This is a genomic window from Mycobacterium sp. 94-17 (assembly GCF_035617725.1).
Taxonomy (GTDB): Bacteria; Actinomycetota; Actinomycetes; order Mycobacteriales; family Mycobacteriaceae; genus Mycobacterium.
Map to the genome: position 1 here is coordinate 22,327 of NZ_JAPIYN010000011.1, position 13,463 is coordinate 35,789.

A 13,463-nucleotide genomic window follows, 5' to 3' on the forward strand; every position below is an offset into this window, starting at 1 on the left:
CTGACGCTTACAGAGAATGGTTGACTCGTCAACCTTAATCAGACTTTGGATGATGTGTCAACCAATTGGGGTAGCATGGCGCTGATGGAACCGAACTGGCTCAACCCCCGCGAAGACCGCGCCTGGCGCGCCTTCATGCACGCGCATCATCAGCTCATCGCGCACCTGAACCGAAGCCTGCAGGAATCGGCGCTAACCGGATCCGACTACGAAGTCCTGGCCGTGCTCTCAGCCCACGACGGGGACCGCATGCCCGCCCGCAAACTATGCAACGCGCTGGGCTGGGAAAAGAGCCGCGTCTCCCACCAGGTGCGGCGCATGGAAAAGGACGGATTGATTGGCCGTGAGCCCAACCCCGACGACGCCCGCAGCACCGTGGTCTGCCTGCTGCCGGCTGGCCGCGCCGCCATCGAGAAGGCGGCGCCCCGGCACGTGCAGGACGTCCGCCGCAACTTCGTCGACCTGCTCACCCCAGCCGAGCTCGACACGCTCGCCACCCTCAACGAACGAATCCTGCACCACCTGGCCACAAACCACGACGCCGCCGCCGAAGACGAGCCTTCGTAACCTTCATCAGCCGCGAGCGTTGGGCCCATCCAGAACGCGACATCGTTGGGATCCCTCGGCGCACACAGCCTTCGCGCCCGGGCGCTCGGCAGCGGGCGGCGGTTGACATCCTGCCTCCACTGTCGTATTAATGAGACATGCCAGCTGTCATGTCTCACGAGGCGCCGGTCAAGTTTCAGCTCGCCACCGCCGAGACCTGGCCGAATCCGTGGCCGATGTACCGCGCCCTGCGAGATCACGATCCGGTGCACCACGTCGTTCCGGCGAAGCATCCCGAGGATGACTACTACGTGCTGTCCCGGCACGCCGACGTCTGGGCCGCGGCACGCGACCACGAAACCTATTCCTCCGCACAGGGATTGACCGTCAACTACGGCGACCTGGAAATGATTGGCCTGCAAGACAATCCACCGTTTGTCATGCAGGATCCTCCGGTGCACACGCAGTTTCGCAAGCTGGTGTCACGCGGGTTCACGCCGCGGCAGGTCGAGGCGGTGGAGCCCAAAGTCCGGGAGTTCGTCGTTGAGCGCATCGAGGGGTTGCGCTCGGCCGGCGGCGGCGACATCGTCACGGATCTGTTCAAACCCCTCCCGTCGATGGTGGTCGCCCACTATCTCGGTGTGCCGGAGGAAGACTGGGCACAATTCGACGGCTGGACGCAGGCGATCGTCGCGGCCAACACCGCCGAAGGGGGCGTCGCCGGCGCGCTGGAAACCGTCGGCGACGCGGTCGGTTCGATGATGACCTACTTCACCGGACTGATCGAACGGCGCCGGACCGAGCCCGAGGACGACACCATCTCGCACCTGGTGGCGGCCGGCGTCGGTGCCGACGGCGACATCGCCGGCACGCTGTCGATCCTGGCTTTTACGTTCACCATGGTGACCGGTGGCAACGACACCGTCACCGGGATGCTCGGCGGCTCGATGCCGCTACTACACCAACGACCCGACCAGCGCCGGCTGCTGGTGGACGACCCGGACCGCATTCCGGACGCGGTAGAGGAATTGCTGCGGCTGACCTCGCCGGCGCAGGGATTGGCCCGCACCGTCACGCGCGACGTGACCGTCGGTGAGACCACCATCCCCGCCGGGCGCAGGGTGCTGCTGCTCTACGGTTCGGCCAACCGCGACGAGCGCCAATACGGTTCGGACGCCGACGAACTCGACGTCACCCGCTGCCCGCGCAACATCCTGACATTCAGCCACGGCGCCCACCACTGCCTGGGCGCTGCTGCGGCCCGAATGCAGTCCCGGGTTGCGCTGACCGAACTGCTGGACCGCTGCCCGGACTTCGAGGTGGACGAATCCGCCATCGTGTGGGCCGGCGGCAGCTATGTCCGGCGTCCGCTGTCGGTGCCAGTCCGGGTGACGTCCTGATGCCCGGCAACAACTGGCTGGGAACGCACCGAACCGAGGCCGCCGCCGACCGCATCCTCGACGCCGCCGAACAGCTCTACACCCAGCGTGACTCCGACTCGATCGGCATGAACGAAATCGCCAGGGCGGCAGGCTGTTCCCGAGCGACTCTGTACCGCTACTTCGAGAGCCGCGAGGCGCTGCGAATCGCCTACATCCACCGTGAAACCCGTCGGCTGGGCCGCGAAATCGTCTCTCGGACAGGTGACATCGAGGACCCACGCGAACGGCTGGTCGCCAGCCTCCTCGTCACACTGACGATGGTGCGCGAAAGCCCCGCGCTGGCATCGTGGTTCGCCACCACGCGCCCGCCGGTCGGTGGCGAACTGGCCGGGCAGTCCGACGTGATCGCGGCCCTGGCGGTGGCGTTCCTGAACTCGCTGGGCCCCGACGATCCCGCCGTCATCGAACGCCGGGCCCGCTGGACGGTGCGGGTGATCGTCTCGCTGCTGACGCACCCGGGCCGCGACGCTGACGAAGAGCGGGCGATGATCGAGGAATTCGTCGTCCCGATCATCGCCCCGGCAAGCGCCCGCCGATAGCCTCCCAGCCGTCTCTTCTGTGCGGTCAGGCCACCCAATAAGCTTGCGCCTTAATGGATTTGCGTGGGATTCCGAAGTCCTGTTGCAGCGCCCTGGCAACCGAGCGGGTGGTGCGGTTGTCGCACGCCACCCAGCCGAAGTGGTCACCGGCGTCAAACGCGGCCGAGCGCACCGCCTCGAGCAAGGACTGGCCGGCGTCCTTGCGGTCCACCCAGGTGATGTCGGCGCCGACCACCACCGGCAGGTCTTTGTCGTCGTCGTGGCCCGCCTCCAGGAATACCCGTGCGGACGCGTCGCCGATCGACGCGAGCAGCGAGTTGATCGCCGGCAGCGAGGCGCAGTCGCCGACGATCACGTATCCGGCCGGAGCCGGATCGGGAATCGCGAACTTGCTGCCGAGCACGGTGGCGTCGATCGTGTCACCGGGTTGCGCCGCCCGTGCCCACTGGGACGCGATCCCGTGGTGCAGCGCGAACTCGATGTCCAGCGCGCCGGCCGCCGGGTCGGGGTCGACCAGCGTGTATCCGCGCTGGTGCAGCTTGTCGCCGTCGACGAACCACAGCCGGACCCACATCGTCGGATGCACCCCGTGCCGGCCGAGCAGCCCGCCATCGTCGAAGCTCAGTTGCAGATAATGCGGGCCGATTTCGTGCCGTGCGGTCACGGTGAGCCGGTAGTCGCCCGCCCCCAGCAGTTTGAGCACCGTGCCGGTCCAGCCTCGTAAGCCGTGTTGTTCGCCCATGCGCAGCAGCCCTCCTTGAAATTAGGTAAGGCTAACCTACACGACCGAGTCAGTCACGCACCATGGTCAGGCGGTGCAACAACCACGCCGGCGGGATCGTCACGACCAGCGTCGCGACATACAGATACAACATCGAGCCGGTGTAGACGTGCGCGCCGACCACGTAGTCCATCGCGAATTCCATGGTGATCAGGTGGATCAGGAAGATCTCGTAGGAGATCTCCCCCAGCCACACCATCGGGCGGCTGGCCAGGATTCGCGAATACCAGCTTTGGGGGGTGCCAAGAGCGTCGCCGAGGGCGAGCGGTGCCACCGCCAGCGCGGCGATGACGGCGTAGAAACACGTCTTGAACAGCGCCTCGCTCAGCGTCGCCGGGGAGGTCGTGGGGGCGCCGGCAATGGGGGTGGACACGATGAAGTAGCAGACGACCGCCAGCGGTATCGCCACGAATCCGTAGCCGCGCACCCCCATCTCCTGCAGCACGGTCAGGATCATGCCGGCGACGAACCACGCCAGGTAGGTGGGCAGCCACAACCGTGCGCCGTCAGGAAACCAGTGATCGGTATGCACCAGGACCAGCCAGGCCGGGCTGATCAGCGCCAGCCCCGCCAGGGCGCCCAACACCAGTTTCGGCCGCCATTGCCGCCGGCAGATCACCACCAGCAGCAGGTAAGCCAGCAGCGGCAGTAGGACGTAGAACGATCCCTCCACCGCGAGGCTCCACATCTGGGTCAGCCCCTGGTGCAGGTACTTGCCCAGATAGCCGTTGCAGTAGATCTGCGTCAGGGTCAGGTTGCGCGCCAGCCCCAACCAGCTGTGTCCGGGGTTCGGCCCGGCGTCGCGGTAGTGATAGAGCACGTAGGCGAACAACACCGTGATCACGTAGGCCGGCATGATGCGCCGAACCCGGTGCCACGCATAGCGACTCAGCGACGGCGGTGCGCCGCCGAGCGCCGCCGACTTCACCCATGGGCGAAACAACAGGTAGCCGGAGAGCACGAAGAAGATCGGCACGCCGATCTCCATCCGGGAACCCACCAGGCCCCAATACCCGTGCGTGTACTTGCCGGTGGTGTAGGCCGCGTGGGTGCCGACGACCAGCAGCGCCGCGACGGCACGAATCCCGGTCAGCGAGGCGACCCGGTCGACGCGGGAGGTCTGCTCGAGCCCGCCCTGGGCGTCCTGCTCTTCGGACAGCGTCATCCGCCGTGTTTCCTGCGCGGCTTCCCGCCGTCCCGTCCGCGGGGTTTGCCGGCGGAGGAGCGCTCCGGCTGAAGGTTGATCAAAACCCCCGAAATACGGGTGTGCTCAAGCCTTTTCAATGTCGACTTAGCCAACTTGGCGGGCAGCTCCACCAGGGAGAAATCCGGCCCGATCGCGATATGGCCGAAGTCGCTGCGGTGCAGCCCTCCCTCGTTGGCGATGGCCCCGACGATCGCGCCGGGGCCGATCTTGTGCCGCTTGCCCACCGCGATGCGATAGGTCGCCAATGGCCGTGCGCTACCGGGCCTTTCGGGGCGATCGCGCCGTTCGGTGCGCCGTTCACGCCGTTCCGGTGACGGTGGCGGTTCGGGCGCCATCAGGAATTCCTCGCCGTCGCGGGATTGCAGTGCCAGCGCAGCGGCGATGTCGGCCATCGGCGTGTCGTGCTCGCGCTCGTAGTCCTGAACCAACTTGCGAAACAGGTCGATTCCGGGCGAACCGAGCGCGGTCGTGATGGAATCGGCGAACTTGGCCACCCGTTGCGCGTTGACGTCCTCGACGGTGGGCAACGCGATTTCGGTGAGCGTCTGGCGAGTGGCCTTCTCGATCGCCTTGAGCAGGTGACGTTCCCGGGGGGAGACGAACAGCAGCGCGGTTCCCGAACGCCCGGCCCGGCCGGTGCGCCCGATGCGGTGCACGTAAGACTCGGTGTCGTGCGGGATGTCGTAGTTGAGCACGTGCGATATCCGCTCCACGTCCAGCCCACGCGCGGCCACGTCGGTGGCGACCAAGATGTCGATGCTGCCGTCCTTCAGCGCCGCGACGGTGCGCTCGCGCTGGCCTTGCGGGATGTCTCCGTTGATGGCGGCCGCGGAAAACCCTCGGGCCCTGAGCTTTTCCGCAACCTCCTCGGTGGCCTGCTTGGTCCTGACGAAGACGATCATCGCCTCGAACGGCTCGACTTCCAGTACCCGCGTCAGCGCGTCCATCTTGCGCGGGCCCGCGACCTGGATGTAACGCTGCGAAATGTTTTCGGCGGTGGCGGTTTTCGCCTTCGTGCTGACCTCGAGAGGATCATGCAGGTACTTGGCGGTGATCTTGCGGATCGCGGGCGGCATGGTCGCGGAGAACAACGCCACCTGTTTGTATTCCGGTGTCTCGGAGAGGATGCGATCGACTTCCTCGGCGAATCCCATGGTGAGCATCTCGTCGGCCTCGTCGAGCACCAGGTAGTCGACGCGGGACAAATCCAGCGTCCCTCGCTCGAGGTGGTCGATGACCCGGCCCGGGGTGCCGACCACCACATGGGCGCCGCGGCGCAGCCCGGCCAGCTGCACGCCGTAGGAGGAGCCGCCGTAGATCGGCAGCACGTTGATCTTGGGCAGGTGGGCGCCGTACCGGCTGAACGCCTCGGCCACCTGCAGGGCCAGTTCCCGGGTGGGGGCGAGCACCAGCGCCTGGGTGGCGGTGCTGCTGACGTCGATCTTGGACAGGATCGGGATCGCGAACGCGGCGGTCTTGCCGGTGCCGGTCTGGGCGAGTCCGACCACGTCGGAGCCCGCCATCAGCGCCGGGATCGTCGCGGCCTGGATGCCGGTGGGCGACTCGTAGCCGACGTCGGCGATCGCCCGCAACACCGAGGGATTGATCTGCAGGTCGGCAAACGTCGGCGAGGCAGCGTCAGTCGAGCTGTCCGAGAGGGTCATCGTCCAAGGAGTCTAGTGGGACGGTACGGTGCCCGGTGTGTGGTCGCCGCCTTGCCGTACCGAGCCACTGACCGGCTCGGCCGTCCTCGCTCTGATCGCGTTCACGTTGACCGGCTGCGGTTCGGGCGACTCCACCGTCGCGAAGACGCCGCCGCCCAGGACCGCGTCGGAGACCGCGCCGATCGCGGCCCCGCCCACGCCCTCGCCGGCCGCCCAGGCCCCGCCGGCCGATCCCTGCGCGGTCAACCTCGCCTCGCCCACCATCGCCGAGGTGGTGTCGGAGCTGCCCCGCGACCCGCGCAGCCAGCAGCCGTGGAACCCCGAACCGCTGGCCGGCAATTACAACCAGTGCGCGCCGCTGTCGGCGATCATCATCAAGGCCAACACCAACGCGGTGAGCCCGACCACCCGTGCTGTGCTGTTCCACCTCGGCCAATTCATCCCGCAGGGCGTGCCCGACACGTACGGGTTCAACGGCATCGACGCGGCGCAAACCACGGGCGACACGGTGGCGCTGACCTATCCCGGCGGGATCAACGGCTTGAACACCGATGTGAAGTTTCACTGGAACGGCAACGCGGTCGAACTCATCGGCAACGCCCCCGCCCACTGATCGGGGCCAGGCGCGCCCGGCACGGCCGTCCTGTCGGTGCGCTGACCTACAGTGGCTCCAATGTTGGTCTCCGGCGACGGCATCGTGTACAGCGCATCGGATCTTGCCGCCGCCGCCCGCTGCGAATTCGCGCTACTGCGGGATTTCGACGCGAAGCTGGGCCGCGGCCCCGCGCTCGTCACCCCGGAGGACGAACTCCTCACCCGCACGGCCGACCTCGGCAGCGAACATGAACGACGCGAACTCGCCGTGCTGCGCGACCGGTTCGGGACGGCCGTCGCGATCATCGGCCGCCCGGCCTACACGCCCGCCGGCCTCGCGGCGGCCGCCGACGCCACCCGCCGTGCCGTCGCCGACCGCGCGCCCGTGGTGTACCAGGCCGCGATGTTCGATGGCCGCTTCGTCGGCTTCGCGGACTTCCTGGTGCGCGTCGGCGAGCGATACCGGGTCGTCGACACCAAACTGGCCCGCTCGGCCACGGTGACCGCGCTGTTGCAGGTGGCCGCCTACGCCGACGCGTTGGCCGCCTCGGGCATCCCGGTCGCGCCGGAGGCCGAGCTGCGGCTCGGCGATCAGACCACGGTGCGGCACCGCGTGTGCGACCTGATCCCGGTGTACCGCACCCAGCGGGCCCGCCTGCAGCGCCTCCTCGACGAGCACAACGCGCGCGGTGTCCCGGTCCGCTGGGAAGACGACGGGGTTGGCGCCTGTTTTCGCTGCCCGTCGTGCCTCGAGCAGCTGCGGGCGGCCGACGACGTGCTGTTGGTGGCCGGTATGCGAGTGAGCCAGCGCGACAAGCTCTTTGACGCAGGGATCGGCACCGTCGCCGAGTTGGCCGATGCACGCGAGCCCGTGCCCGGCTTGGCGGCCGGCGTGCTCAACAAACTCGTCATCCAGGCGAAACTGCAAGTGCGTCAACGTGAAACCGGCATTCCGCAGGTCGAGGTCATCGACCCGCAGCCGCTGTCCCTGCTGCCCGAGCCCGATCCCGGCGACCTGTTCTTCGACTTCGAAGGCGACCCGCTGTGGACCACCGACGGGCGCGAGTGGGGCCTGGAATATCTGTTCGGTGTGCTCGAGGCCGGGCCGACGGGCAGGTTTCGCCCACTCTGGGCACATGACCGGGCCGACGAACGCACCGCGCTGATCGACTTTTTGGCGCTGGTGGCCAAACGCCGCAGGCGTCACCCGAACATGCACATCTACCACTACGCGCCCTACGAGAAGACCGCGTTGTTGCGGCTCGCCGGACGCTACGGAGTGGGTGAGGACGACGTCGACGAACTGCTGCGCAGCGGTACGCTGGTTGACCTATACCCGTTGGTGCGCAGGAGCATTCGGGTGGGCGCGGAGTCGTTCAGCCTCAAGGCACTCGAGCCGCTCTACATGGGGGCACAACTGCGCGCGGGTGACGTGACCACGGCCACCGGGTCGATCACCTCCTTCGCACGGTACTGCGAACTGCGGGCCGACGGCCGCGACGACGAGGCCGCATCGGTGCTCAAGGAGATCGAGGACTACAACCACTACGACTGCCGGTCGACGCAAGAACTGCGGAACTGGTTGATCCTGCGCGCCTACGAGTCCGGCGTGGTGCCGGTCGGCGCCCAGCCCGTGCCCGAGGGCAACACCGTCGACGACCGCGACCGGCTCGCGGTGACGTTGTCGACATTCAGCGGAGCGGCCGGCATCGGCGACCGCGGCCCGCAGCAGACGGCGGTGGCGCTGTTGGCCGCGGCGCGCGGCTATCACCGGCGCGAGGACAAGCCCTTCTGGTGGGCGCATTTCGACCGGCTGAACTTCCCCATCGACGAGTGGGCGGACAACACCGACGTGTTCGTCGCCGAGCACGCGTCGGTAAGCGTCGACTGGCACACACCTCCCCGGGCACGCAAACCGCAGCGACGGCTGGAGTTGCGCGGCGAGTTGGCGCGAGGCGAGTTGAAGAACGACGTGTTTGCGCTCTACGACCCGCCGGCCCCGACCGGCATGACCGACAGCCCCCACCGGCGGGCGGCCGGGCGGGCCACGGTCGTCGAAGCCGACGATCCCGCGATTCCCACCGAGGTGGTGGTCGTTGAACGAGTCGGCAACGACAACAAGACCTTTCACCAGTTGCCGGCTGCGCTGACCCCGGGGCCGCCCATCCCGACGACGGCCCTGCGCGAGTCGATCGAAGCGACCGCGGCCGCGGTGGCCGCCGGGCTGCCGCAACTGCCCCGCAGCGCCATCGTCGACGTCCTGCTGCGTCGCGCCCCACGCGCGCGGGACGGCACTCCCCTGCCGCGCGGCGGCAACACCGTCGCCGACATCACCGCCGCGCTGCTCAGCTTGGACTCGTCGTACCTGGCGGCGCACGGGCCGCCGGGCACCGGCAAGACGCACACCGCCGCCCGGGTGATCCACGGCCTGGTCACCGAATACGGCTGGCGCGTCGGTGTGGTCGCGCAATCGCACGCCACCGTGGAGAACCTGCTGGATTGCGTGATCGACGCGGGCCTGGATCCGCAGCGGGTCGCGAAGAAGCGCCACGACCACCGGGGTCCGCGCTGGCGGGAGATCGACGGCGCCGCGTACGCCGCGTTTCTCGCCGAGACTGCGGGGTGTGTGATCGGCGGAACGGCATGGGATTTCGCCAACGCCACTCGGATACCACCGGGGAGCCTGGATCTGCTGGTCGTCGACGAGGCCGGCCAGTTCTGTTTGGCCAACACCATCGCGGTGGCCCCGGCCGCCGCGAACCTGCTGCTGCTCGGGGACCCCCAGCAGCTGCCACAGGTCAGCCAAGGCACTCATCCGGAGCCGGTGGACACCTCCGCGCTGGAGTGGCTGGTCGACGGTCAGCGCACCCTGCCCGCCGAACGCGGCTACTTCCTGGACCTCTCGTACCGCATGCATCCGGCGGTCTGCGCCGCGGTTTCGGCGCTCTCCTACGAGGACAGGCTGCACTCCCACGAGTGCGCCGCCGCGCGCCACCTCGACGGCTGCGGGGCCGGCGTGCAGCTGCTTTCGGTTGAGCATCAAGGCAATTCGACCGAGAGTCCCGAGGAGGCCGACGCGATCATCGCCGAGATCAAGCGCCTGCTCGGCGCGTCGTGGACCGACGAACACGGCGCCCGCGCGCTAAGCGCTGCCGACGTGCTGGTGCTGGCGCCCTACAACGCGCAGGTGGCGCTGCTGCGTCACCGGTTGGCCGCCGCGGACCTCGGTGGGGTCCGGGTGGGGACGGTCGACAAGTTCCAGGGCGCGCAGGCGCCGGTGGTCTTCATCTCGATGACGGTGTCGTCGATGGATGTGGTGCCCCGCGGAATCTCCTTCCTGCTCAACAGGAATCGGCTCAACGTCGCGGTAAGCCGGGCTCAGTACGCGGCCGTGATCGTGCGCTCCCCGTCGCTGACGGAGTATCTGCCCGCCACCCCCGCGGGCCTGGTGGACTTGGGCGCGTTTCTGGCGCTCACGCAGCCCGATCCGCGGTGACCGTCTAATCTAACCGGTTGACGAATGCCGCCCCCGACCGGTGGGGTCGTCGTCGGGATGCTGGCCTCGCAGCGAGTCGCCGTCGGAGAAATGCCGCCCCGCCGGACCGTCGGGGCTGCGGCGCGGCGGCCTGGTGAGCCGATCACCGGGCGGGAGCGAGCGGGGCGGGCGCAGCACCGCCACCTGACGAAGGCGCTTGCCGCCGTCCACATGAGACCCGTTGTGGGCGTGGCTGATTGGTTGATCCTGCGCCACGTCGTCGCCGGCTGTCCGCCACGAATCGGTCGGTGACCGGCGCGACCGGTCGGTGCGCGCCGGACCGCCGCCCCGCTCCGCGTGGGGCTCGCGCACCAGGATCAACTCCACATACTGGTCGTCGTCATAGTCGTCGTCGACCAGGCCGTCGTCGGGGCCGGGCGGATCGTCACCGCCCCTGCCGTCGCCCTTGCCGACCCACGGCGCGGAGCCCACCAAACACAGTGCGGCGATGATCCCGAACAGCGCGACGAAGGCCGGCAGCAGCACCGACTGCGACATCGCGGCCGCGAACGGCTCGCGCAGGAACCCGGGCAACTGCAGGCCGACCGCGTCCTCGCCGACGGCCCCGCCGGACGGCCGGCGCGGCATCTCATCGGTTATCCGCCACGTCATGAACGCGGCCATGCCGGCGCTGCCCAGCACCGCGCCGAGCTGGCGCACGGAGTTGTACACCGCCGATCCCGCGCCGGCCAACTCCGGCGGCAGGTTGCGTGTCGCGGTAGCGGTTAGCGGCGACCATACGAACGCCATGCCGACACCCGTGGCGAAGAACGGCAACACCAGCCGCCAGATCGGTGTTGTCGGCGACATCTCGAAAGTCAGCCAGGTCAGCGCGATCGCCAGCACCGAGAAGCCGAAGCCGAGCACCGGCTGCGGATGGTACTTGTCGACGATCCTGCCGACGGACGGCGCGAAGACCGCGTTGGCGATCGCCATCGGCGCGATCAACAGGGCCGAGCGCGTCGGCGACAGACCGCACACGGCCTGCGCGTAGAACGTCAGCGGCAGCATCATGGCCGTTGAAGTGAACGAGACGATGGCGACCCCCACGTTGCACACGCTGAAGTCGCGGTCGCCGAAGATCACCAACGGGATCAGCGGCTCGTGCGCATTCAGCGACTGCCAGAACGCGAAGGCCGTCATGAATCCGACGCCCGCGACGATCAACGCCCAGATCCAGGGCTGCCAGTGTTCGGCCTGCCCCTGTTGCAGCCCGAACACGACCAGGAAGATGCCGATGCCCGACAGCACGACCCCGATCAGGTCGAGGGGGTGCGACTGTGTGGGCAGCACCGGAATCAGCCAATACGCCAACGCCAGCCCGACCACGCCGATGGGGACGTTGACGAAGAAGATCCACTGCCAGCCCAGCCCGTCGACCAGGACACCACCGGCCAGCGGGCCCACCAGGCTGGCCACGCCGGCGGTGGCGCCCCACAGGCTCACCGCGACGCCGCGACGCTCCGACGGGAAGATCCGGGTGATGGTCGACAGGGTCTGCGGCGTGAGCAGCCCCGCGCCGACGCCCTGCGCGACGCGCGCCGCGATCAGCATGGCGGCGCTGCCGGCCAACCCGCACCACACCGAGGAGAGGGTGAACACGACCAGGCCGATCAGGTAGAGGTTCTTGGGCCCGAACCGGTCACCCAGACGCCCGGCCACCAGCAAGACGACCGCGTAGCCCAGCAGGTAGGCGCTGGTCACCCAGACCACGGTGTCGTAGCCGATGCGCAGGCTGGTCATGATGGTCGGGTTCGCGATGGCGACGATGGTCGAGTCGACCATGATCATGAAAAAGCCGATCATCATCGCCCAGAGGGGGTTCCAGGGATTCCGCGACTGCGGCGAGCTCCGGGTCAGATAGTCCCAGCGGGTGGCGGCCCGGGCCGGCTCCGATTTCGCGCTCCCGGTTCCCCCGGGCGTGCGGGGCGTAGCCGTCGTCATCCAGCCCACCTCGTTTCGTTCCCGGACGCTGTTGTTGAGCGAGTGGCAGACCACACGCGCAGCGCGCCAAACAGCATGAAAACCGGCCAAACGGCACGGACCGTCGCAGACATCCAGCCTGCATTATTCCCGGTGAGGCAATCGACCGGCAGCCGAGGACCTCGGTCAAGGCGCGTAACCCGCCGGATTTTCCCGCGGGCGAGTTAGCCTGGGGGAACGCCATTTGCAGGAGAGACAATATGCGGGCTCGACGGAAAAGGTCGCCGAACCGGTTCTTCACCATGTCCAAAGACGGCCGGCCGCCGGCCGGCGACAACGCTCGGCCCAAGATGTCCGCGCGGGCGTTGGCGCAGGTCATCGAGCGGAGCTCGTGGATTCAGGGCCCGGCCGCCGAGGCTTATGTGACCCGGCTGCGCAACGCGAACCCCAGCGCCACCCCGGCTGAGATCCTGGGCAAGCTGCAGAAGCGATACCTGGCCATCGTGACGGCCGGCGGCGTTGCCGTGGGGGCCGCCGCGACCGTCCCGGGGATCGGCACGATCAGCGCGCTGTCCGCGGCGGCCGCGGAGACGGTGACATTCCTGGAGGCCACCGCGTTCTACGTGCTGGCGGTGGCGGTGGTCCACGACATTCCGGCCGAGCACCGGGAACGCCGACGCGCGCTGGTGCTGGCGGTACTCGCGGGTGACAACAGCGAGCGCGCCGTCGCCCAGCTGATCGGGCCGGGCCGCACCCACGGCGGCTGGATCTCCGAGAGCCTGGCCGCCTTGCCGCTGTCGTCGATGTCGAAGCTGAATTCGCGGCTGCTCAAGTCGTGGGTCCGCAAGTACACCTTGCGGCGCGGTGCGCTGCTGTTCGGCAAACTGCTGCCGGTCGGCATCGGGGTCGTGGTGGGGGCCATCGGCAACTACCTCGCCGGCAAGAAGATGATCCGCAACGCCAACAGGGCGTTCGGCGCCCCGCCCGCGCGGTGGCCCCGCGCGCTGCATCTGGTGCCCCCGATCCACGAGGCCGGCTAGCGGGGATTGCCGCCTTCGCGACCGTAGCTGATCGCCCATGCCCGCGCCCCCGGTCAGCCTGGCGAATCGGCGGCGAAAGGTTAGCCTTTAGAGGGCGGAAATGATAGGTATCGCCATGGGTGTCAGGTGTTCGGTCATCCGTTGCCGACAAAGGTGCAGGCGCCGCGGGAATGCGCTTGCGGGACAGAAGGA

At 68.4% G+C, this 13,463-nt stretch carries 10 protein-coding genes; 6 read left to right on the plus strand and 4 right to left on the minus strand.

Annotated features, from left to right (window positions below):
* Positions 1-84 precede the first annotated feature (84 nt).
* The 3 genes from OQ789_RS14355 (at position 85) to OQ789_RS14365 (ending at position 2,527) form a co-directional block, all read left to right on the plus strand.
* Positions 85-567: a MarR family winged helix-turn-helix transcriptional regulator gene (locus OQ789_RS14355; protein ID WP_324686602.1), complete on the plus strand. Its 483-nt coding sequence runs from the start codon at positions 85-87 to the stop codon at positions 565-567.
* 137 nt (positions 568-704) lie between these two features.
* Complete coding sequence (locus OQ789_RS14360) at positions 705-1,946, plus strand: cytochrome P450 (RefSeq protein ID WP_324686603.1); 1,242 nt, start codon at positions 705-707, stop codon at positions 1,944-1,946.
* A complete protein-coding gene (locus OQ789_RS14365; RefSeq protein ID WP_324686604.1) occupies positions 1,946-2,527 on the plus strand; it encodes a helix-turn-helix domain-containing protein in 582 nt (193 codons plus the stop codon). The genes OQ789_RS14360 and OQ789_RS14365 overlap by 1 nt, the downstream gene beginning before the upstream one ends.
* Positions 2,528-2,552: 25 nt before the next feature.
* Here OQ789_RS14365 and OQ789_RS14370 read toward each other — a convergent pair whose 3' ends face one another.
* From OQ789_RS14370 to OQ789_RS14380, 3 genes are read right to left on the minus strand one after another with little or no spacing between them, the layout of a single operon-like run.
* Complete coding sequence (locus OQ789_RS14370; protein WP_324686605.1) at positions 2,553-3,269, minus strand: siderophore-interacting protein; 717 nt, start codon at positions 3,267-3,269, stop codon at positions 2,553-2,555.
* A gap of 49 nt (positions 3,270-3,318) precedes the next feature.
* Complete coding sequence (locus OQ789_RS14375) at positions 3,319-4,473, minus strand: acyltransferase (RefSeq protein WP_324686606.1); 1,155 nt, start codon at positions 4,471-4,473, stop codon at positions 3,319-3,321.
* Positions 4,470-6,179, minus strand: coding sequence for a DEAD/DEAH box helicase (locus tag OQ789_RS14380; RefSeq protein ID WP_324686607.1), 1,710 nt, complete (start codon positions 6,177-6,179; stop codon positions 4,470-4,472). Before OQ789_RS14380 ends, OQ789_RS14375 begins: the two co-directional genes overlap by 4 nt.
* Before the next feature lie 28 nt (positions 6,180-6,207).
* On the opposite strand from OQ789_RS14380, the gene OQ789_RS14385 reads away from it, so the two are divergent.
* The gene (locus OQ789_RS14385; protein WP_324686608.1) at positions 6,208-6,792 is read left to right on the plus strand and encodes an LppP/LprE family lipoprotein; all 585 of its coding nucleotides are present in this window, start codon (positions 6,208-6,210) and stop codon (positions 6,790-6,792) included.
* Positions 6,793-6,852: 60 nt separating this feature from the next.
* Positions 6,853-10,269 carry a TM0106 family RecB-like putative nuclease gene (locus tag OQ789_RS14390; RefSeq protein ID WP_324686609.1) on the plus strand — a complete coding sequence of 1,139 codons (3,417 nt, stop codon included), beginning with the start codon at positions 6,853-6,855 and terminating at the stop codon, positions 10,267-10,269.
* A gap of 9 nt (positions 10,270-10,278) precedes the next feature.
* On the opposite strand, the gene OQ789_RS14395 is transcribed toward OQ789_RS14390, so the two are convergent.
* Positions 10,279-12,252 carry an MFS transporter gene (locus OQ789_RS14395; protein ID WP_324686610.1) on the minus strand — a complete coding sequence of 658 codons (1,974 nt, stop codon included), beginning with the start codon at positions 12,250-12,252 and terminating at the stop codon, positions 10,279-10,281.
* Positions 12,253-12,491: 239 nt separating this feature from the next.
* Here OQ789_RS14395 and OQ789_RS14400 point away from each other — a divergent pair, with 239 nt between their 5' ends.
* Positions 12,492-13,271, plus strand: a complete 780-nt coding sequence (locus OQ789_RS14400) for a hypothetical protein (protein WP_324686611.1) — start codon at positions 12,492-12,494, stop codon at positions 13,269-13,271.
* Positions 13,272-13,463 lie beyond the last annotated feature (192 nt).

What these genes read in the sequence shown, in the direction of transcription:
- OQ789_RS14355 (WP_324686602.1), top strand. Translation starts at nt 85, where the DNA reads ATGGAACCGAACTGGCTCAACCCCCGCGAAGACCGCGCCTGGCGCGCC.
- OQ789_RS14360 (WP_324686603.1), top strand. Translation starts at nt 705, where the DNA reads ATGCCAGCTGTCATGTCTCACGAGGCGCCGGTCAAGTTTCAGCTCGCC.
- OQ789_RS14365 (WP_324686604.1), top strand. Translation starts at nt 1,946, where the DNA reads ATGCCCGGCAACAACTGGCTGGGAACGCACCGAACCGAGGCCGCCGCC.
- OQ789_RS14370 (WP_324686605.1), bottom strand. Translation starts at nt 3,269, where the DNA reads ATGGGCGAACAACACGGCTTACGAGGCTGGACCGGCACGGTGCTCAAA.
- OQ789_RS14375 (WP_324686606.1), bottom strand. Translation starts at nt 4,473, where the DNA reads ATGACGCTGTCCGAAGAGCAGGACGCCCAGGGCGGGCTCGAGCAGACC.
- OQ789_RS14380 (WP_324686607.1), bottom strand. Translation starts at nt 6,179, where the DNA reads ATGACCCTCTCGGACAGCTCGACTGACGCTGCCTCGCCGACGTTTGCC.
- OQ789_RS14390 (WP_324686609.1), top strand. Translation starts at nt 6,853, where the DNA reads ATGTTGGTCTCCGGCGACGGCATCGTGTACAGCGCATCGGATCTTGCC.
- OQ789_RS14395 (WP_324686610.1), bottom strand. Translation starts at nt 12,252, where the DNA reads ATGACGACGGCTACGCCCCGCACGCCCGGGGGAACCGGGAGCGCGAAA.
- OQ789_RS14400 (WP_324686611.1), top strand. Translation starts at nt 12,492, where the DNA reads ATGCGGGCTCGACGGAAAAGGTCGCCGAACCGGTTCTTCACCATGTCC.